The organism is Cerasibacillus quisquiliarum (genome assembly GCF_014202495.1).
Taxonomy (GTDB): domain Bacteria; phylum Bacillota; class Bacilli; order Bacillales; family Amphibacillaceae; genus Cerasibacillus; species Cerasibacillus quisquiliarum.
In genome coordinates this window covers 13,007-33,286 of the sequence record NZ_JACHHA010000006.1, presented here as the reverse complement: position 1 = coordinate 33,286, position 20,280 = coordinate 13,007, and the positions used below count along the sequence as shown (strand labels likewise).

Annotated in this window: 20 protein-coding genes; 10 read left to right on the top strand and 10 right to left on the bottom strand. The window is 34.4% G+C overall.

The annotated features are described in order from the left end of the window. Positions 1-71: 71 nt before the first annotated feature. Positions 72-1,640, top strand: a complete 1,569-nt coding sequence (gene dacB, locus HNQ35_RS08365) for a D-alanyl-D-alanine carboxypeptidase/D-alanyl-D-alanine endopeptidase (protein ID WP_146937159.1) — start codon at positions 72-74, stop codon at positions 1,638-1,640. Positions 1,641-1,855: 215 nt separating this feature from the next. Further along, positions 1,856-2,335: a 23S rRNA (pseudouridine(1915)-N(3))-methyltransferase RlmH gene (gene rlmH / locus HNQ35_RS08360; RefSeq protein WP_146937157.1), complete on the top strand. Its 480-nt coding sequence runs from the start codon at positions 1,856-1,858 to the stop codon at positions 2,333-2,335. On the opposite strand, the gene HNQ35_RS08355 is transcribed toward rlmH, so the two are convergent. Continuing rightward, entirely contained in the window at positions 2,279-3,979 is a 1,701-nt protein-coding gene (locus HNQ35_RS08355; protein WP_146937155.1) for a recombinase family protein, read from the bottom strand. The genes rlmH and HNQ35_RS08355 overlap by 57 nt on opposite strands. A gap of 212 nt (positions 3,980-4,191) precedes the next feature. On the opposite strand from HNQ35_RS08355, the gene HNQ35_RS08350 reads away from it, so the two are divergent. The 3 genes from HNQ35_RS08350 (at position 4,192) to HNQ35_RS08340 (ending at position 7,401) form a co-directional block, all read left to right on the top strand. Continuing rightward, positions 4,192-4,560 (top strand): ArsR/SmtB family transcription factor, encoded by a 369-nt coding sequence (locus HNQ35_RS08350; RefSeq protein ID WP_040047916.1) that lies wholly within the window; start codon positions 4,192-4,194, stop codon positions 4,558-4,560. Further along, entirely contained in the window at positions 4,553-6,715 is a 2,163-nt protein-coding gene (locus tag HNQ35_RS08345; RefSeq protein ID WP_146937153.1) for a heavy metal translocating P-type ATPase, read from the top strand. The genes HNQ35_RS08350 and HNQ35_RS08345 overlap by 8 nt, the downstream gene beginning before the upstream one ends. A gap of 68 nt (positions 6,716-6,783) precedes the next feature. After that, positions 6,784-7,401, top strand: a complete 618-nt coding sequence (locus tag HNQ35_RS08340) for a CadD family cadmium resistance transporter (protein ID WP_146937151.1) — start codon at positions 6,784-6,786, stop codon at positions 7,399-7,401. Between the two features lie 409 nt (positions 7,402-7,810). On the opposite strand, the gene HNQ35_RS08335 is transcribed toward HNQ35_RS08340, so the two are convergent. Beyond that, positions 7,811-8,050, bottom strand: a complete 240-nt coding sequence (locus HNQ35_RS08335; RefSeq protein WP_040036846.1) for a hypothetical protein — start codon at positions 8,048-8,050, stop codon at positions 7,811-7,813. A 457-nt stretch (positions 8,051-8,507) separates the two neighbouring features. On the opposite strand from HNQ35_RS08335, the gene HNQ35_RS08330 reads away from it, so the two are divergent. Together HNQ35_RS08330 and HNQ35_RS08325 are read left to right on the top strand one after the other, a co-directional pair. Then, positions 8,508-8,693: a hypothetical protein gene (locus HNQ35_RS08330; RefSeq protein ID WP_146937149.1), complete on the top strand. Its 186-nt coding sequence runs from the start codon at positions 8,508-8,510 to the stop codon at positions 8,691-8,693. Beyond that, on the top strand, positions 8,693-8,950 hold the full coding sequence (locus tag HNQ35_RS08325; RefSeq protein WP_052725892.1) for a hypothetical protein: 258 nt from the start codon (positions 8,693-8,695) through the stop codon (positions 8,948-8,950). The genes HNQ35_RS08330 and HNQ35_RS08325 overlap by 1 nt, the downstream gene beginning before the upstream one ends. Before the next feature lie 146 nt (positions 8,951-9,096). Here HNQ35_RS08325 and HNQ35_RS08320 read toward each other — a convergent pair whose 3' ends face one another. From HNQ35_RS08320 to HNQ35_RS08290, 7 genes are all read right to left on the bottom strand, one after another. Further along, positions 9,097-9,624 (bottom strand): CueP family metal-binding protein, encoded by a 528-nt coding sequence (locus tag HNQ35_RS08320; RefSeq protein ID WP_040037828.1) that lies wholly within the window; start codon positions 9,622-9,624, stop codon positions 9,097-9,099. A 156-nt stretch (positions 9,625-9,780) separates the two neighbouring features. Continuing rightward, a complete protein-coding gene (locus HNQ35_RS08315) occupies positions 9,781-10,485 on the bottom strand; it encodes a cytochrome c biogenesis CcdA family protein (protein WP_040037827.1) in 705 nt (234 codons plus the stop codon). A 33-nt stretch (positions 10,486-10,518) separates the two neighbouring features. Continuing rightward, positions 10,519-11,094, bottom strand: coding sequence for a thiol-disulfide oxidoreductase ResA (gene resA, locus HNQ35_RS08310; RefSeq protein WP_040047918.1), 576 nt, complete (start codon positions 11,092-11,094; stop codon positions 10,519-10,521). Between the two features lie 196 nt (positions 11,095-11,290). Next, a complete protein-coding gene (locus HNQ35_RS08305) occupies positions 11,291-13,453 on the bottom strand; it encodes a copper-translocating P-type ATPase (RefSeq protein ID WP_146937145.1) in 2,163 nt (720 codons plus the stop codon). Positions 13,454-13,640: 187 nt separating this feature from the next. Beyond that, positions 13,641-14,321, bottom strand: coding sequence for a response regulator transcription factor (locus HNQ35_RS08300; RefSeq protein WP_146937143.1), 681 nt, complete (start codon positions 14,319-14,321; stop codon positions 13,641-13,643). Further along, positions 14,314-15,702: a HAMP domain-containing sensor histidine kinase gene (locus tag HNQ35_RS08295; protein WP_146937141.1), complete on the bottom strand. Its 1,389-nt coding sequence runs from the start codon at positions 15,700-15,702 to the stop codon at positions 14,314-14,316. Before HNQ35_RS08295 ends, HNQ35_RS08300 begins: the two co-directional genes overlap by 8 nt. Before the next feature lie 12 nt (positions 15,703-15,714). After that, positions 15,715-16,440 carry a cytochrome c biogenesis CcdA family protein gene (locus HNQ35_RS08290; RefSeq protein ID WP_146937139.1) on the bottom strand — a complete coding sequence of 242 codons (726 nt, stop codon included), beginning with the start codon at positions 16,438-16,440 and terminating at the stop codon, positions 15,715-15,717. A gap of 312 nt (positions 16,441-16,752) precedes the next feature. Between HNQ35_RS08290 and HNQ35_RS08285 the strand changes: the two genes are divergently transcribed. The 3 genes from HNQ35_RS08285 to copZ are packed head-to-tail and all read left to right on the top strand — an operon-like array spanning position 16,753 to position 19,645. Beyond that, positions 16,753-17,004, top strand: a complete 252-nt coding sequence (locus HNQ35_RS08285) for a metal-sensing transcriptional repressor (protein ID WP_046128617.1) — start codon at positions 16,753-16,755, stop codon at positions 17,002-17,004. 13 nt (positions 17,005-17,017) lie between these two features. Continuing rightward, positions 17,018-19,402: a heavy metal translocating P-type ATPase gene (locus tag HNQ35_RS08280; RefSeq protein ID WP_146937137.1), complete on the top strand. Its 2,385-nt coding sequence runs from the start codon at positions 17,018-17,020 to the stop codon at positions 19,400-19,402. A gap of 36 nt (positions 19,403-19,438) precedes the next feature. Further along, on the top strand, positions 19,439-19,645 hold the full coding sequence (copZ, locus tag HNQ35_RS08275; protein ID WP_040037994.1) for a copper chaperone CopZ: 207 nt from the start codon (positions 19,439-19,441) through the stop codon (positions 19,643-19,645). A 144-nt stretch (positions 19,646-19,789) separates the two neighbouring features. Here the strand turns inward: copZ and HNQ35_RS08270 are convergent, their stop codons facing one another. Further along, entirely contained in the window at positions 19,790-20,179 is a 390-nt protein-coding gene (locus HNQ35_RS08270) for a hypothetical protein (RefSeq protein ID WP_040037995.1), read from the bottom strand. Positions 20,180-20,280 lie beyond the last annotated feature (101 nt).

The following is a 20,280-nucleotide window of genomic DNA, read 5'->3' as shown; positions in this document are numbered from 1 at the left end:
CTAATAAATAATGGTATATTTAAATAAAGTAATAGTGAGATAATTTAAATATATCAGAAAGGGGTTTTGTAATGAAGATGCCAATTGTAAGAAAGTGGCGCTATTTTATTGTTATTTTATTATGTTTTGGGCTTACGTTATTTCCACACCATGAGACAAACCCTTCACAAGCAACCGCGGCAAAATCATCAGAAGCCATCGCTTCTAAAACATCATCACGCCAAATATCACAAGCAAAGCAAATGACAGACGAATCATTAAAGAAAAAGATCGACCAAATTTTAAGTGATCCACGATTGGACGGGGTCAGTATCGGTGTAAGTGTCCGGCGCGCCCAAGATGGCGAACTCATCTATACACAGAATGGACAACTACATTTACACCCAGCTTCAAATATGAAATTAATAACAGGAGTGACTGCACTCAATGTGTTAGGACCAGATTATCGATTTAATACGACAATTGCAACAGATGGGAACATTAAAGGACAAGTTCTACAAGGTAATCTTTATATGATTGGTCAAGGTGATCCAACTTTATTAAAGGAAGATCTTGATCAATTTGCTAAAGACTTAAAAGCAAAAGGTATTCAAAAAATTAAGGGAGATTTAATTGCAGACGAAAGCTGGTATGACGATGTCCGTTATTCACAAGATCTCAATTGGTCAGATGAGGAAAATTATCCAGGTGCTCCAATATCAGCTTTAACACTTTCACCGAATGATGATTATGATGCAAGCACAGTGATTGTCGAAGTATTCCCTGGTAAAGAAATAAACGATCCCCCGACAGTCAAGTTAACGCCAGAGACAGATGTGATAGAAATTGTTAATCGCGCTAAAACAGTGGCGAAAGATGCTGATCGTAAAATAACAGTCGAACGTGAACATGGCACAAATCGTATGATTATTAATGGAACCATTCCAGTCGGGGCGAATGAAACACGTGTCTGGCGTACCGTTTGGGACCCAGCATTATATACATTAGACGTTTTTCATAAATCATTAACTGAACAAGATATTACATTCATTGGAAAACATAAACAGAAAAAAGGCATTGCTCCTAAAAAATTAACAACATTAACATCCAAAAAATCAATAACTTTAGAAGAGTTGATGATTCCTTTCATGAAATTAAGTAACAATGGCCATGGAGAAACCCTTGTCAAAGAAATGGGGCGCATCGTTTATGATGAGGGAAGTTGGGATAAAGGTCTTGAAGTTATGGAAGATACGATTGAATCTTACGGGATGAATAAACAACATGTTTTACTACGTGATGGGAGCGGTATGTCACATAAAAACCTTGTCACTACCGATGCGCTTACTCAACTTCTCTACACTGTTCAATCAGAACCGTGGTTTGATATTTTTGAAAATGCTCAACCTGTTGCCGGAGAATCGGAACGCTTAGTCGGTGGAACATTACGATTCCGTATGACAGAAGAGCCGACAAAAGGTAATGTCAAAGCAAAGACAGGCTCATTAACAGGAGTTAATACATTATCCGGATATGTCACATCAGCCGATGGTGAGAAACTTATCTTTTCAATTTTAATTAATAACCAAATCGGCAGTTCCTTAACAGATATTCAAGATGATATTGCAACCGTATTAGCGAAACATAAATTTAATAAATGATAAGAGATTTTGAGCTTATTTTTTCTAGAAGACATCTCATTTTTAGTGATTTAGGCTAACGAGATGACAAGAAAAAGGACGATACATTTATTGTTAAAAAGTATCGTCCTTTATTTATAGACAGGTATCTATAGTAGCGGCATATATTATTTAGAGAAATATGATATGTTTGTTACACTAGATGAAAATACGACAATTAAAAAGGACGAACATATATGAATATCACAATTGTTTCTGTTGGAAAATTAAAAGAAAAATATTTAAAACAAGGCATAGCCGAATATTTGAAGCGACTAAGCGCTTACGCAAAAGTAAAAATCATTGAAGTACCCGATGAAAAAGCACCTGAATCATTAAGTGCCAGTGAAGAACAGGAAGTAAAACAAAAGGAAGGCGATCGCATCTTAGCTAAGGTCACACCCGATACTTATGTCATCACACTTGATTTACAAGGTAAAATGCTTACATCTGAACAATTAGCCGAAAAGCTTGAAGACCTAGCAACTTATGGAAAAAGCAAAATTACTTTTGTCATCGGTGGCTCCCTAGGTCTGAGTGACGATGTTCGAAAGCGAAGTGACTATGCTCTTTCATTTTCAAAAATGACCTTCCCCCACCAGCTTATGCGACTGATTTTGTTAGAGCAGATTTATCGGGGGTTTAAGATTATGCAGGGGGAACCGTACCACAAATAGAGGCAAAAACTTTTGTAAATAAGGTGGTAATTCTTTATCGGAAGCGGGTATTGAAAATGTATGTTCATTATCCGTTTCTCGATACAACAAGTGGATTAGTATAAAGGTTTTCGATATATTCAGTTCAGTAAAATCAAATTCAAGTTCTATGTTTTTTATGGTTCTAGATTTATCTATTTGCTTGATTGAGATATTATTGATTAACAACTGAAGTAATTGTTTTTTATTTTCCCTAGATGTCTTCTTGTAAACAGATAGGAATTTCTTCAGTAATTTTTCAATCAAATCTGGTTGAATTACTTTTGAGTCGATAGAACCTAATTGCATTATAACCTCATTTTTTCTTTGTTCGAACCCCCTTTTATCATCGGAAACCTTTTGTAATCTTTCTTGCAGAATATCTATTGGGAGAGTGTTTTTCTCAAAGGCTTCCATATACTTTGCTTGTAATTGTTCTATTTCCTTTAGTTGTTTTTCAATCTCTTCTAGTTCTATATTAAGCCGTTTTATCGCATGGGCAGAAGTTGAACTTATTTCTGTTAGTGTCTTATAAAGTTTTTTCTTATTAGAACAAAATTGTTGGATCCTTTTAATAACTGTATCTTCTGCTTCATATGCTTTAATGGAATTAGCTTTACAAGCAGCAGATCCTTTATTATGAAAATCGCTACAGACATAATAACGATGTTTTCGTTTCGTCCCATCTTTTCGTGTATAAGTTGTTATTGATGGCACCATTCCTTGACCACAATCAGGACAACGTAAAAGCTGACTTATTAAAAATGGTTCGTTTGATTGACGCTGCTTAAATGATTTACTTTTTCTCCTTGCTCGTACAACGCTCCATAGTTCGTCCGAAATAATAGGTTCATGTTTTCCTTCTACAAGAATAGGATTTGGATTTTTCCCTTTTCTTCTTTTGGAATCCCAATTTTCAAATTTTAGCCAACTGATTTTACCGTTATATATTACATTGTCTAGGATTTGTGCTACTCCATTGATGGAGAAATAACGATTACGCTTGGTTTTATATCCAGCTTTATTTAAGTGGTTAGAAATCGCTCTTAGCCCTTTGCCATTTGCATACATATGATAGATTAACTGTACTACTTCAGCTTCCTTTTCATTGATAACTAGCTCCTTCTTAACAGTGTCATATCCAAATACAACCCCGCCGTTCCATCTCCCTTCCAAAGCTCTCTGTTTCATCCCAAGCTTAACGTTTTCCGCTAATGTATTTCGCTCCATTTCAGCGATTGAGGCCATAATTTGAAGTACTAAACGACCTATAGGACTACTGGTATCAAAGTTTTCTGAGTAGGATATAAATTTCACGTTGTATTTTTCAAACTTATCTAGAATCATGAGTGTTTCTAGCATATTTCTTGAAAGTCGGGAAATTTTCCAAACTATTACAGCATCAAATCTCTCATTCTCTACATCTTTAATTAGTCTTTTCATTTCAGGCCGTCCTTTTACGGATTTACCACTAATTCCTTCATCGACATATTCATCAATCACCTCCCAGTTATAAATTTGAGCATATTGCCGAAGTGTTTGAAGTTGCGCGGCTATACTAAAACCTTCTTTTGCCTGTTCTTCTGTGCTTACACGAGCATAAATTGCAACTCTTGATATATCCATATCTAATCCTCCTTCATACTGATATTACAATGAAATACTAGATAAGAGAAATGGGACCTTATGTGATTGTTTGACTTAAATGGGAAATTGAAGAAGTACTTTTTAGAATTGGAAATACCCATTTCTTTTTTATTTCATTCAAGTATATGCTTGAATGTTGTGCTGGAAAAAGTTATTATATAATCAAGCGAATACTTGAATGAGGTGATGAATTGAATAAGAAAGATACTTGTGAAATTTTTTGTTATGACGAGGAAAAGGTTAATCGAATACAGGGTGATCTACAAACAGTAGATATTTCAGGTGTTTCTCAAATGTTAAAAGCAATTGCCGACGAAAATAGAGCAAAAATCACCTATGCTTTGTGTCAGGAAGATGAACTATGTGTTTGTGATATAGCTAATATCTTAGGCGTTACAGTTGCTAATGCTTCTCATCATTTACGAACACTTTATAAGCAAAGGATTGTCAACTATAGAAAAGAAGGAAAGCTTTCCTTTTACTCATTAAACGACGAACATATCAAACAAATTATGATGATTGCATTAACACATAAGAAAGAGGTGGAGGTAAATGTCTGAACAAGCTGAACGGTCTGAAGTGGAAATGACTTCCTACCGAGTACAAGGCTTTTCATGTGCTAATTGTGCAGGTAAATTCGAAAAGAATGTAAAAAAATTATCAGGGGTTCATGATGCAAAAGTAAATTTTGGTGCATCTAAAATTGAGGTATATGGGAATACAACTATCGAGGAATTAGAAAAAGCTGGTGCTTTTGAAAACCTTAAAGTCGCTCCAGATAAACCATTAAGGGAAGAGAAAAAAGAGGTTAAAGAAGAAAAAGAGCCATTTTATAAAAAACACAGTACGTTACTATATGCTTCTTTATTAATTGTTTTTGGTTATATTTCTCATTTTGTTAATGGAGAAGATAATATTATTACTTCCCTTTTGTTTGCAGCAGCCATCGTTATTGGGGGATATTCACTCTTTAAAGTCGGGTTTCAAAACTTACTACATTTTGAATTTGACATGAAAACTCTTATGACAGTGGCTATTATTGGAGCAGCTATTATTGGAGAATGGGCAGAAGGTGCAATTGTTGTTATTCTCTTTGCAATTAGTGAAGCTTTAGAACGTTTCTCTATGGACCGAGCAAGACAATCAATTCGATCTTTAATGGATATTGCTCCGAAAGAGGCGCTTGTTAGAAGAAATGGGCAAGAAATGATGATTCATGTTGATGATATTGCTGTTGGCGATATTATGATTGTGAAACCCGGTCAAAAGCTTGCTATGGATGGTGTAGTAGTACATGGTTACTCGGCTGTTAATCAAGCAACTATTACAGGCGAGTCAGTCCCAGTTGAGAAAACAGTGGATGATGAAGTTTTTGCAGGTACATTAAACGAAGAGGGAATACTTGAAGTTAAAGTAACAAAGCTTGTTGAAGATACAACAATTTCCAAAATCATTCACCTTGTTGAAGAAGCTCAAGGGGAACGCGCGCCTTCTCAAGCGTTTGTAGATAAATTTGCAAAATATTATACGCCTATTATTATGATTATCGCAGGGCTGGTAGCTGTAGTACCACCATTATTATTTGGTGGCAGCTGGGGAACTTGGGTTTATCAAGGGCTAGCAGTATTGGTCGTTGGTTGTCCCTGTGCATTAGTTATTTCAACTCCTATTTCTATTGTTTCAGCAATTGGAAATGCAGCTAAAAAAGGTGTGCTTATCAAAGGCGGAATTTATCTAGAAGAAATGGGTGCTTTAAAAGCAATAGCTTTTGATAAAACGGGTACACTTACAAAAGGAGTTCCAGTTGTAACAGATTTTAAAATGTTGAACAATCAGGTAAATGCAGAAGATATGTTGTCTATCATTACTGCATTAGAATATCGTTCCGGGCATCCTCTAGCTTCAGCTATTATGAAAAAAGCAGATGAGGAGAACATTTCCTACACTCATGTAATCGTGGATGATTTCTCTTCTATCACAGGAAAAGGAATTAAGGGGACTATCAACGGTACGACTTACTACATTGGAAATCCGAAATTATTTGAGAATCTGTCAGTTGACTTTAATAATAAACAAGAGCAAATTGTTAAGAACCTACAAAATCAAGGTAAAACCGCAATGATGGTTGGAACTGAAAAAGAAATACTTGCTGTCATTGCAGTAGCCGATGAAGTACGTGAATCCAGCAAGGAAATCATTCAAAAGTTACATCAACTTGGAATCAAAAAAACCATCATGCTTACAGGTGACAACAAAGGTACAGCCAATGCAATTGGAGGTCATGTTGGGGTAACGGATATTCAAGCAGAACTATTGCCTCAAGATAAATTAGAATTTATTAAACAATTGAGATCTAAATATGGCAACGTAGCGATGGTTGGGGATGGTGTCAATGATGCCCCTGCGTTAGCTGCCTCTACAGTTGGAATTGCAATGGGTGGAGCAGGGACAGATACTGCCCTTGAAACAGCAGATGTAGCTTTAATGGGAGATGATTTAAGAAAACTTCCATTTTCTGTGAAACTAAGCCGAAAAGCACTTACTATAATTAAGCAAAACATCACCTTCGCATTAGCAATTAAATTCATTGCCTTATTATTGGTTATCCCCGGTTGGCTAACACTTTGGATTGCCATCCTTTCAGATATGGGAGCAACTCTTTTAGTAGCATTGAATGGTTTAAGACTAATGCGAGTGGAAGAAGATAAATATTAACTAAATTTGCAATCTCAGGGCTTTTCTTCTTATTGAAAAGCCCTACCCCAAAACTTGGAGATGAAAAAATGATTACAACGGCACTTACAGCAGTTGCAGTTTATGTAGCAACAGGAATTGATTATCTTATTATATTAATCCTTTTATTTTCGCAAATAAAAAAAGGTCAAGCAAAACATATATGGATTGGACAATACATAGGTACAGCAATTATTATAGTAGCAAGTCTTTTAGTCGCTCTAGGTATTACATGGTTAATCCCTCAGCAATGGGTTTTAGGTCTTCTAGGGCTTATTCCACTTTATCTGGGGATTAAGATTTGGATCAAGGGAGAGGAGGATGAAGATGAAAGCAATATATTATCTTTATTTTCCTCAAATCGGTTTAATAAATTGTATATAACAGTCATATTTATTGTGCTGTCTTCCAGTGCAGATGACTTTTCTATTTATATACCTTATTTCACGGCATTAAACACGGTTGAAATACTTATTGCTAGTATTGTCTTCTTCATTATGGTTGGGGTTCTATGTTATGTCAGCTATCGCTTAGCTTCTTTGGATTTTGTATCAGAAAAAATTGAGAAATATGAACGTTGGATTGTCCCTATTGTATTTATAGGGCTAGGGATTTATATCATGTTTGAGAATGGTACATTCAACGCTTTATTTTCATTCCTAATTTAACAAATGGGGCAAATTTTAATCCTAGAAATCAAACATCTTAAAAATACCGAGAATGCTGCTGGCATTTTTAGTTAGCATGATAATGTTGTTCTGAATGAATTATTTCTGGATAAACAAAAATGTATTTACTTTGCATAGCGAACCGTCACCCTTATTTTGATTTAGCAGATCAAAGGGTGGCGGCTTCTTTATTATTATCTAAATGGTCAATTAGTTGTCGTCCTACTAAGGGGACATTTACCACTTAAAAGGGATTGTAAGTTACTATTAATTTTTATGATTATTTTTCAATGCTAATTTGGTGGCATAATACACAACAATACCGATGGATGCAAGGTTAAGTATCCATCCCAGTAACCTATGAACCTTCATACTCATCATCCCAACCATACGGGAACACCTCTTTAAACTATAAATCATGCATCGTATCACGGAATTCAGTATTGTTTTGCATCATACCATTTTCGCCATGACAGTTGTTGAACATTTCTTCCTGCTGTTCTGGTGATAAATTAGGATGCATTTCTTCAATATGTGGTTTCATCTCCTCAAAGTTTAAGATTCCACTTCCATTTGATTCGGCCGCAACAAATGAAGCACTTCCTAATAGTACGGCTCCGGTTAAAATACCTATTAATAATTTTTTCATTTATTACATCTCCTTTCTTAAATAAATCATACCTAAAAATTATCGAGATTTTATGGAGAACATTTAGAAGTTGTGATTTTAAATTTAACAGGATAATAGGAAGCTAATCTAACTTAAAGTATAATATTTCATCTGAAATATTTACCCGATCTAAAAATGACCTAAAACTGATCATGGTGTTTGTTCTGCTAATTAGGAACTAGGCTTGGCTAACTAAATCAAACCTTCTATATACTGTTTCATAAGGTTAATCCTTCTACCCTATAGGGGTATATCATATTGCAATCCAACAGTGAATACAATAAAAGTGGACATACATACTATGATTGGAGTTGTAATAATGTCAATTTCTTTACTTTTTATACTTTTGTTGTGTACCACCCAAGTTGTAACAACCATAATATATGTGACGAATCACCGAAAATGGCTAACAAAAATGAACGGGATGTTGATTTCTATGTCATTAGGGATGTCGGTGGGGATTTTAATAGGAACCATTCTAGGAGTGGCTTTTCATGGTGATTTGTTTCAATCAACAGTTTACTCTATATTAATTGGAGTGGTTGTTGGGTTTCTTGCAGGAATACCTATTGGTCTACCTGCTGTCATTGACGGAATACTATCTGGACTAATGGGGGAATGATGGGAGCAATGCTAGGAGACATGGTAGCTATGACAAGGCCAAATGCAATCATCAATATAATGGCTTTGATGATAACAATGATTTTATTACTTGTTTTATATACAGCAGAAGAATCAATTCGTAAACAAGCTAACCAAGAAACCTTTTCCTTTTTTAAACATCCATTCTTATTGATTTTTACCATTGCAATATTATTTCTGATATTAAGTTATATTGATCCACTTGATTTTAATATTCAATATTTAATTAGACATTAAATAGTAAATTAAGAAAACAGAACCGAGTGGCTTATCTTTGATAAGACTCGGTTCTGTTAGAAATATTATTATAAAAGTTTATATCCATTTTCCTATTTGCTTTAAATGATTATATTTTGTGTTAAAAGGATTTGTGAGGAACCAGACTAAATTAACTGCATTGTTGTTATGCAAGTATTGTCCCCTTCAAATGTAGAAATCTCAGATTCAGCTGTTTTTCCATCATATTGAATCTTCACGTTATATGTTTTGTCACGTGGTAACCAAAAATCAATAAATCCATTTTTTAATGAAGTCATGGTTTCATCAACAACAACATTGCCTTCTTCGTCTTCAATATAAACATCAAATTCCTTTTCTACTAATTCTCCTTGGCAACCAGTTAAGCTATGATTAGTACAAGGGTGTGTTGTCTCAACAAATGGTGCGATGGAAACAAAGAACTCGTCTTCGGGAAGATTGTAGGTAGTCTCTTTATTATCACTATCAGTTACAATAAGCTCGTCAGAAGTAATAGAAGCAGACACATCATCAGTATCCCCGATGCTGTATTCTTGGACCACTTTCTTGATATCTTGTGGTTCGTTTTCGTTTGATGTACTTTCACTTTCGCTACAAGCAGCAACTATTAAAATAAGTAATAATCCAATTACTGCCAATAATCCTTTTTTCATATTATTCGACTCCTCTTTCATCTAATTAGTTAAATGCTATTATCAATTACTATGTTAAACGATTTTCTACATTATAACAAAATCTATAAAACGTATTATAATACTCAAATGTGCATTATTTGTGCAAATGTAATAGAGAAATTATGGAAAGTATATTTAAAATCCATAAAAACCAAACCAACCAGCCAAAAATGAAGTTAATTTAGTCATCCAGTCAAAGAACAGTGCTACACCCATAAAGATCATAACGTATCCGCCTATTTTAACTAATTTAAGGCTATGTTTTCTAATCCACTTTAATTTACCAATAAAGAATGCCAATAAAAGAAACGGAATAGAGAAGCCTAAAACATAGCTAATCATCATAATCATACCAACATCGGGGTTGGTTGCAGCTAATGATAACACAATAGCTAATATTGGACCGGTACAAGGAGTCCATCCAAGAGAGAATGCCATTCCTATTATAAAAGAACCAACATAACCTCCGGGGCGATTTTTGAATGTTATTTTTTTGTCCTTCATTAGAAATTTAAAATTAAATACTCCAACAATTACTAGTCCAAAGAAAATGATTAAAATAGCACCAATTTGTCTAATGGCATCTTGGTAGGTTAATAGGAATTCCGATATATAAGAGGTGGTAAAACCAATCATAATAAAAATGCTTGAGAACCCTAGTAAAAATAGAACGGTATGTAAAAGAGCTTTTTTATTCATTTTTTTATTTTCTTCATTTATCTCACTTACGCTCATTCCGGTAATATAAGATAAAAATGCCGGATATAGTGGTAATACACACGGTGAAATAAAAGAAAGGAAACCAGCACCAAAAGCTAGAAATATATTTATTTCATTCAAAAATTTTATCCCCCTTTATTAGAAAATCGTAGTCTATTGTTTTGGTAATATTTCTTTAAAGTAACTCTCCAAACTTTCTAATGATAAGGCCCCATTTACAATCCTTTGAATTTCCCCATCCGGATTAATGAATATGGAACTTGGAATTGGTCCTATTTTGTATAAATCCCTGACTTCTCCTGTTTTATCATGGGGAATTGGAAAGGTTAGATCATATTTATCAATAAATCGATCTACAACCAATTCTGTATTATCCAAACTAACTGCAATGATTTCAATTCCTTTTTCTTTATATACGGGATAAAGCTCTTGCATGTAAGGCATTTCTTCTTCACACGGTTTACACCAAGTACCCCAAAAGTTCAGCATAATACCTTGCCCTTTAAAATCACTTAGTCGTATAGTTTCTAATTCATTATTTTTATTAATTTGCTTTAATTCAAAGTCAGGTGCTTCATCTCCGACTTGATAAATGGTTTTATCCGCTTGTATATTGGACACTAATGCAAATATAATAGCTCCAACCATTACAATTAATATAGAAGTTCTAAAAATTAATCTGTTTTTCCTTTTATTTTTCTTCTTCTTTTTTGTTTCCTCCAAACTCATAAGTATGTATCACTCCTTATAGAAATATAGTATAACGGTGGTATTATCTAAAGACACTCTCTGTTAGATTACGTTACAAGTTTGCAGAAATTAAGCAGATTCTTTGTACTATTTATGAACAGAAATTTACCTACAGAAAAATAAAAGGCTAAGCAATACCATACATGCTTAGCCAAACATAAACTATTTGTTTCTATTAATCGATTTTTAATAATTGAGCGTTTATTGCACAAATAATGGTACTGAGTGACATAACTGCGGCTCCGACGGCAGGGGTTATGACAAACCCAAGATTGTACAATACACCTGCAGCTAAAGGAATAGCAACAATGTTATACCCAGCAGCCCATCCTAAATTTTGAACCATTTTCCTGCGACTTGCCTTAGACAATTTAATGATATTTAAAATGTCTACTGGATTACTGTTAACTAGTATGACATCAGCTGTTTCAATCGCAACGTCTGTACCTGCACCAATAGCAATTCCCAAATCAGCTTCCGCTAAGGCGGGGGCATCATTAATTCCATCTCCAATCATCGCCACTTTTTTTCCATTTTGTTTTAAATACTTCACATTATTTGATTTCTCATGGGGAAGTACTTCAGCGATGACTTTGGAAATACCTAATTTTTCTCCTACATAATTTGCTACACGTGTGTTGTCACCAGTCATCATAACCGTCTCTATGCCACGGTCATTTAATTCTTTAATAACTTTATAAGAAGATTCACGGATGATATCAGCTAGGGCTATCATTCCTTGTAAGACATTATCTTTAAGAACAAATACGACTGTTTTCCCTTGTAAAGCCAGTTGGTCATAAATTTTTTCATCAAAAGAAATTTTATTTGCTTTCATAGCACCGGGACTAATAACAGCAATTTCTGCATCACCGATTTTAGCTACTAACCCTTTCCCAGTTAAATTCTGATAATCCTTTACATCAAGGGGTTTTAAATTACGATCATTTCCTTCTTTCACAATTCCTTTAGCAATTGGATGGTCTGATTGTGTTTCAACAGAATAAGCTAATTTCAATAATTCTTCTTCACTAATTCCCTCACTTGGATGGATATCTGTAACACCAAAATTACCTTCCGTAAGTGTTCCTGTTTTGTCAAACACCACGCGATCCAATTTAAATGCACTTTCAAATGCTACTCTATTTCGAATTAACAAGCCGTTTTTAGCTGCAATGGAAGTAGATCTAGATGTTACTAGTGGTGTTGCCAAACCAAGTGCATGTGGACAAGCAATAATTAAAACGGTAACCATTCGTTCCAAAGCAAAATCTAAATCCCCGTTAGTCCACCAAACTGCAAAGGTTATAATCCCTACTACAAGAGCAACATAGAATAACCATTTAGCAGCAATATCCGCAAAGCCTTGGGCCTTTGATTTCGATTTTTCTGCATCGCTTACCAATTTAATAACTTGGGATAGGTAGGTGTCATTTCCTGTTTTACTTACCTTAACTTTTAATACACCATCACCATTGACGGAACCACCTATCGCTTCCATTCCGGGTCCTTTTTCAACAGGGACAGATTCTCCTGTAAGCATAGACTCATCGACGGTAGATTCTCCTTCGTAAATTTCACCATCAATTGGAATCTTTTCACCCGATTTAACTAAAATCAGGTCACCCGGTTGTAAATCTTCGACTGTTACCTCAACAATATTTCCGGATTTGTCCAGTTTATGGGCTTCTTTTGGCATTAACTTGATTAGCTCTTCCAGTGCCTTTGAAGCACCCATCAGGGATTTCATTTCTATCCAATGTCCTAACAACATAATTACAATAAGAGTAGCTAGTTCAAAGAAGAAGTCGCTGCCTTCGATAAAGAATGCTGTCAGTGTGCTATATACATAAGCGGCGATGATAGCTAAAGAAATTAACATCATCATTGCAGGCGATTTCTCTTTTAACTCATCCCATGCACCAAGTAAAAATGGTTTTCCACCATAGAAAAAGACAATCGTGGAAAGCAAGAAAAGTAAGAGGGTATCACCTGTGAAATTTACTTCATATCCAATCAGCATTTGAATCATTGGAGATAAGTATAAAATAGGAATTGATAAAACTAGGGATATCCAAAAACGTTTCTTAAAATCTTCTACCATATGTTCGTGATGTCCGCCGTGTCCACCATGATGCCCACTATGTCCATGACTGTGGTCGTGATTTTTGTGTTCTTCATGTCCATGTTTGTGATGACCATGCATATCTTCATGTTCATGATTATGATGTTGATGACTGTGATGTTTTTGTTCCTCATGTTGATTATGATTATGATGGTCATGTTCTTTATGCTTATTGTGGTTGTGTTGATTCTCTTCATTTCCTTTGTTATTCATTATTACTCCTCCTTTGGTATGGATATTTAGATGAATTTCCTATTATTTTCTGTATTATTCATCCTTCTATCCATACTATATCATACTATACCCCTGTACAGTATTAATTAGGCTATGATTTTATGTAAAAGATTTGTGTCAAAACAAAAGGTCTTCTTTTATAATTGTATTAAAGACCTTTTTATACCTATAATGAAGGCTTGTTTACCCATTTATATCCAATACCCCAAACAGTTATTAAATAATCATCTATGGGAAATCCAGATTGACGAATTTTATCTCGCATGTTCCGTACATGCGAATCAACTGTTCTTCCTTCTGTGTGCGAATCGTATCCCCAAATTAATTCAATTAATTGTTCTCTAGTATACACTTGGTTTGGTTTTCTCATAAAATAACCTAGCATGGTAAATTCCTTTGGCGTTAACTTTAATGTATTATTTTTATATGATAACTCAAACTCATCCTCATTCCATAAGAGACCATTTACTTCAATCTTCCTCGCGGGTTTCATTCTACGTAATACCGCTTCTATTCTTGCTAATAGCTCATCTTCATCAAAGGGTTTCGTCACATAATCATCTGCACCTAATTTTAACCCTTTTATAATATCCTCTTTCTGTTCACGAGCAGATACCATAATGATAGGGATGTCCGAATCTTTTCTAATTTCTTGGCATAATTTCCAGCCGTTTATTTCAGGCATCATAATATCTATAAGTACTATGTCAAAAGTTTCTTCTTTTAAAAAAGATAATGCTTCTTTAGCACTAATAGCTTTTTTACATATAAAATTATGCGGTCTCAAATATAATGCTAATAAATCTAACATTCGTTTTTCATCATCTACTAATAGAGCTTTAACCATTATATTCACCTCTTGTTAAATGAATAATAACCCTTGTACCCTTACCAAGTTCACTTTCGATTTCAATCGTACCTCCGTGAGATTCTATAATTTCTTTTGCAATAGCTAATCCTAATCCCGTTCCACCACTTTCTCTGGAACGCGATTTTTCTACACGGTATAACCGTTCAAATAGATATGGTAATTCCTCTTTTGGAATTCCTTCCCCTTCATCTGAAATAGTTATAGTAATTTCACTATCATTCTGGGTTACCTCTAATGATATAGACTTTCCATCGGGTGTATGTTTTCTGGCATTGTCCAGTATATTTAATAAAACCTGTTGGATTCTATCGGGATCAATATTACCTATGATATTAACTTGGCATGAAGTAGAAAGTGTAATATTTTTTTCTTCCATTACTGGAGCAATTCGTTCTTCAATCGTTTGGATTAGTTGTCTTAAACTAACACTTTTTCGATTAATTACAAACTTATTCTCATCCATTTTAGCTAGGTCAAATAAATTCTTAACCAGAACTGTCAAATGCTCCGTTTCTTCCCGTATGATATCCAGATATTCTTTTCTTTCTTCGTCCGTTATGTCTTGCTTACTGATGATATCCGCATACCCTTTTATGTAGGTTAATGGCGTTCTAAGTTCGTGAGAGATACTTGCCAAAAATTCATTTCTGTCATTTTTTAATCGTTCTAGATCACTAGATAACCTCATGATAGAACTGGCTAATTCACCTAGTTCATCTTTTCGTTCCATATGTAATTGCACCTTATTTTTCCCCTTGCTTAGTTGTTCTGTGGCTTCTTTCATTTTCATTAATGGTAACGTAATAAAACGAGAAAGAATAAAAACGGTAAAGATGGTTAGAACAATGGTGATTAGTCCAACTATGACAAATTGATCACTCAAATGATTAACCATATTTTTTACAATATTGGTATTAGCAAACATAAAGACATGCCCTTGATGTTCCTCATCAATAGTAATGGGGCTATCAACCGCTATATATTGTTTTTCCGACCAACGTTGTTCTACTACTTTTCCTACACTGGGTATATCCTTATAATCCGTATGATCAATTACTTCAAACATTTCTTTTTCGACAGGATCGGAATTAATGATGATGTTACCATTGGCATCGGTAATAATAACAGCAAATTCCGATTCTGACTCCATGATAGCAACATGCTCCAACGTGGATGAATTAAAGTTGTTTTCCAAGACAGCACTATGTGTATTGGCACGAGCTAATAAACTATTCATTACTTCATCAATACGTTCATTTGCTATATTTGTATATAGAATAAAATAAACAAAAACCTCGATAATTAACATGAATACAAAGAATAATAGTCCAATTTTTAAGGATAATTTATTAAACATAATTGACCTCTTTTACCAGTAAGTTAAAGTATCCAGAATACCAATAACAAGAATAATAACCCCTGCAAATTTCTGAACGAGTGAACCTATTTTTCTGCTTTTCTTTAATATAATCCCACTTGCCCCATAATACCAAATAAGAAAAATAATTAATAAAAGTGGGAGAGAGGTTCCAATTCCAAATACAGAAGGTAATACAAATCCATATGATGTTTCTAATACAACTGGCATTAAGGTTAGTATAAATAATACAAACATAGTAGGGCAAAATGCTAACGTAAAACTTGCACCCATTAAAAAGCTTCCTAGATAGCTGTCTCTAAGCCTAGTAGGGATTTTAAACATTTTTCCGGTTTTCCTCCAACTAAATAATCCGAGCATAAATATACCAACTAGTATAAGTAATGGCCCTATTAATTTCCTTAGAATCGGGAACATTTGTGTAAGAGTACTGTGTACTTCCTTTCCGAGTAACCAAATCACTAAACCAATAATTGAAAAAACGACTATTTTACCTAAAACAAATAGAAATACGTGTAACCAAGGGACTTTTTCAATTAATGATTTATTCCCATAAATAGTCATTGCACTAATATTACCTGTAAGTTGACAGGGAGCAACTGCGCCAATTAAACCAAGAAAAAATGCAAATAACAGCGGTATATGTTCATATCCATATGCAATTTGTTGAAGTGGCTCATTTAACATGATGCCTATTTCGTTAAAAAGTTCGAACATATCAATTCACTCACTTTGCCTTTAATAGTCTTATCCATTAAATAACATATAAAAAAAATGTCCATTTTTTGTGCAGATTTCAGCAAATATTAATCAAAGGTAATAATGAAGAAAGAGAATCTCAAAATATTAATAGAAAGTGCGTTTTAATGTGATTGTTAAATAATAGGGGAAATATAACAAAATATAAAGTTTATCCATTGACAATAATACTATACGGGGGTATCGTAAATATATAAAGATAAGGAAGTGATTCATTTGGAGGAAAAATTCTTACACGATCATCCGAGTAAACCAAGAACAAAAGATGAAATGCAAAAAATAATTAATCGTTTAAAACGAATTGAGGGTCAAGTTCGTGGAATACAGAAAATGGTGGAAGATGATCGTTATTGTGTAGATATTTTAGTACAAATAAGTGCCATTCAATCGGCATTAAAAAATGTAGGATTTTCTATCACGGAACGACATATTAAACATTGTGTTAGTGATGCTATCAAACAAGGTGAAGGTAAGGAAACCATTGAAGAATTATTGAATGTCATGAAGCAGTTTTCTAAGTAAGGAGGGAATTGTTATGAGTGAAACAAATCATACTACACTTGGTGTAACAGGGATGACCTGTGCAGCTTGTTCTAATCGTGTTGAAAAGGTTTTGAATAAAATGGATGGGGTCAAGGCCCAAGTTAATTTAACAACAGAAAAGGCAACGATAGATTATGATCCAGAAAAAACCTCTATTGAGGATATATCGGAAAAAATAGAGAATGTTGGTTACGGTGTTCTAACGGAGAAAACAGAACTAGATGTCTTTCGGATGACTTGTGCAGCTTGCTCTAACCGTATTGAAAAGGTATTAAATAAACAAGAAGGAGTGAAACTTGCAACTGTAAACTTAACGACAGAAAGTGCGGCTATTGAATATAATCCCGGAATCGTTGATGTAAAAGACCTAATTGATAAAATTAAAAATATTGGTTATGATGCAAAACCAAAGGCAAAAGCCGAAGACAAACAAACATATAAAGAAAAAGAATTAAAAAATATGAAGAAGAAATTAATTATTTCTGCTGTCCTATCTGCACCATTATTATTAACGATGCTTGTTCATTTATTAGGAATGAGTATACCAGATATATTCATGAATCCTTGGTTCCAATTTGCTTTAGCAACACCCGTTCAATTTATCATCGGATGGCAATTTTATGAAGGAGCATATAAGAACCTACGTAATGGTGGAGCAAACATGGATGTACTTGTTGCATTAGGTACAAGTGCGGCTTATTTCTTTAGCTTATACGAAGCATTCAAGACTATTGGCAATCCAGAATATATGCCACATCTATACTTTGAAACGAGTGCCGTTTTGATTACGTTAATTTTGTTTGGTAAATATTTAGAAACGAGAGCCAAAAGTCAAACAACAAATGCTTTATCAAAATTGCTTAATTTACAAGCAAAAGAAGCTCGTGTAATTAGAGATGGTAAAGAATTAATGATTCCTGTAGAAGAAGTTGTCGTTGGGGATCACTTAATTGTCAAGCCGGGAGAAAAGATACCTGTTGATGGTATGGTTGTAAAAGGAAGAACATCGGTTGATGAATCCATGCTTACAGGAGAATCAATTCCAATTGAAAAGGATTCAGGAGCAAAATTAATTGGATCTACTATTAATAAAAATGGCTCCATTGAAATGGAAGCAACAAAAGTAGGCAAAGATACGGCCCTTGCATCTATTGTCAAGGTCGTGGAGGAAGCCCAAGGTTCAAAGGCTCCAATTCAACGATTAGCAGATGTTATTTCAGGTTATTTCGTTCCGATAGTGGTCGGTATTGCTATCCTTACTTTTATTATATGGATTACTTTAGTACAACCGGGTCATTTAGAACCTGCTTTGGTTGCAGCAATTGCTGTACTTGTTATTGCCTGTCCATGTGCTTTAGGACTTGCAACACCAACATCAATTATGGTTGGAACAGGAAAAGCAGCAGAAAGTGGAATTTTATTTAAAGGTGGAGAACATCTGGAAGGGACACATAAATTAGAAGCAATTGTGCTTGATAAGACTGGTACAATCACAAAAGGAAAGCCGGAAGTAACAGATTTTTCAGGTGACGAAGAAACATTACAATTATTGGCTAGTGCAGAAAAAGGATCCGAACATCCACTTGCAGAAGCTATTGTGGCATACGCTACAGAGAATAGCATCGACTTCTTGGATGTAGATCATTTCTCAGCGATACCCGGTCATGGTATTGAAGCAACAATTTCTGGAAAAAACATTCTTGTTGGTAATAGAAAGTTAATGAATGATCATCAAATTGATACAACAGGTTATGAAGAAAAATTAATAAATTATGAAACAGATGGTAAGACAGCGATGTTGATTGCTATTGATGGTGAGTACCGGGGAACAGTTGCTGTTGCAGATACTATAAAAGAAACGGCTCCAGAAGCTATTAAGCAATTGAAAGATTTAGGAATAGAAGTGTTTATGCTAACAGGTGATAATGAACGAACAGCCAAAGCAATAGCAAAACAAGTTGGAATTGATCAGGTAATCGCTGAAGTATTACCTGAAGAAAAAGCAGCTAAAGTAAAAGAGATCCAAGAACAAGGTAAGAAAGTTGCAATGGTTGGAGATGGTGTGAATGATGCACCTGCACTTGTTATAGCGAATATTGGTATTGCCATTGGGACTGGTACAGAAGTGGCTATTGAAGCTGCTGACGTAACGATTCTTGGCGGTGAGCTATTGCTTATACCGAAGGCAATTAAAATCAGTCATGCAACGATTAGAAATATCCGACAAAATCTATTCTGGGCATTCGGATATAATACAGCCGGAATACCAGTTGCAGCAATTGGATTACTTGCGCCGTGGATTGCTGGCGCAGCAATGGCGTTAAGTTCAGTAAGTGTTGTTACTAACTCACTTCGACTAAAAAGAGTGAAGTTATAAAATATATTAAATTTATTTAAAGGAGGTGAAAATATAATGGAAAAGAAAACATTAGACGTACAAGGCATGTCTTGTGGTCACTGCAAAATGTCAGTTGAAGGTGCATTGAAAAAATTAGATGGCGTATCAGCAGCTGAGGTTAATTTAGAAGCTGGAAAAGTAGATGTTACTTTTGATGAATCAAAGGTAAATGTTGATGCCATGAAAGATGCAATTGAAGAACAAGGCTATGATGTTGCCTAAATATACGAAATAGGCTGGTTTTCATAGAGAAGACCAGCCTTTTAATATACATTTAATAAGGTGTGAGGGTGGTTTCAAATTTGGATAAATAATGTTACTTTCACTAAGGGAACCAATATGTTAACCATTAGAAATTAGATAGTATTAAAGAACAAACTTTACCAACACTGACATCAACGTAAAAAATACTAAAATCCCAACAATAAAAATTGTAATCCAAAGAGCATTCCCTTTCTTTTGAAGAATTTTATACTCTTTATAAGTGATTTCTCCTTTTGCAAATCTTACCCCATTGTCATTCGGTTCAATAGAATAATGCTTTCCTTCTAAGTCCTCCAAAATAACTTTTGTAATTAAAGCGGACTTGTTCCCCATTTCCGTTTCAAGACTTACCCAATCATTTAATCTACTTTGGACTTCAAAACAGTTGCCACCTGCAAAGTCAACCCTAATTAATTTGTATAAGGAGCTTTCCCATATCTTTTTGGACATTTCATGAGTTTGTTGTTCAATAAAACTATAGGAAAAACACAAAATATCTCACCTCGACTTCACTTTTTCTCTGAACCAAAAAAGTGATTTAAGTACCAATTTACTTTTACTATATCATATGAAAATATTATAAACGGTTAATT

Coding starts and splice junctions, on each gene's coding strand:
- dacB (WP_146937159.1), top strand. CDS start 72: ATGAAGATGCCAATTGTAAGAAAGTGGCGCTATTTTATTGTTATTTTA.
- rlmH (WP_146937157.1), top strand. CDS start 1,856: ATGAATATCACAATTGTTTCTGTTGGAAAATTAAAAGAAAAATATTTA.
- HNQ35_RS08355 (WP_146937155.1), bottom strand. CDS start 3,979: ATGGATATATCAAGAGTTGCAATTTATGCTCGTGTAAGCACAGAAGAA.
- HNQ35_RS08345 (WP_146937153.1), top strand. CDS start 4,553: ATGTCTGAACAAGCTGAACGGTCTGAAGTGGAAATGACTTCCTACCGA.
- HNQ35_RS08340 (WP_146937151.1), top strand. CDS start 6,784: ATGATTACAACGGCACTTACAGCAGTTGCAGTTTATGTAGCAACAGGA.
- HNQ35_RS08335 (WP_040036846.1), bottom strand. CDS start 8,050: ATGAAAAAATTATTAATAGGTATTTTAACCGGAGCCGTACTATTAGGA.
- HNQ35_RS08330 (WP_146937149.1), top strand. CDS start 8,508: ATGTCATTAGGGATGTCGGTGGGGATTTTAATAGGAACCATTCTAGGA.
- HNQ35_RS08325 (WP_052725892.1), top strand. CDS start 8,693: ATGGGAGCAATGCTAGGAGACATGGTAGCTATGACAAGGCCAAATGCA.
- HNQ35_RS08320 (WP_040037828.1), bottom strand. CDS start 9,624: ATGAAAAAAGGATTATTGGCAGTAATTGGATTATTACTTATTTTAATA.
- resA (WP_040047918.1), bottom strand. CDS start 11,094: ATGAGTTTGGAGGAAACAAAAAAGAAGAAGAAAAATAAAAGGAAAAAC.
- HNQ35_RS08305 (WP_146937145.1), bottom strand. CDS start 13,453: ATGAATAACAAAGGAAATGAAGAGAATCAACACAACCACAATAAGCAT.
- HNQ35_RS08300 (WP_146937143.1), bottom strand. CDS start 14,321: ATGGTTAAAGCTCTATTAGTAGATGATGAAAAACGAATGTTAGATTTA.
- HNQ35_RS08295 (WP_146937141.1), bottom strand. CDS start 15,702: ATGTTTAATAAATTATCCTTAAAAATTGGACTATTATTCTTTGTATTC.
- HNQ35_RS08290 (WP_146937139.1), bottom strand. CDS start 16,440: ATGTTCGAACTTTTTAACGAAATAGGCATCATGTTAAATGAGCCACTT.
- HNQ35_RS08285 (WP_046128617.1), top strand. CDS start 16,753: ATGCAAAAAATAATTAATCGTTTAAAACGAATTGAGGGTCAAGTTCGT.
- HNQ35_RS08280 (WP_146937137.1), top strand. CDS start 17,018: ATGAGTGAAACAAATCATACTACACTTGGTGTAACAGGGATGACCTGT.
- copZ (WP_040037994.1), top strand. CDS start 19,439: ATGGAAAAGAAAACATTAGACGTACAAGGCATGTCTTGTGGTCACTGC.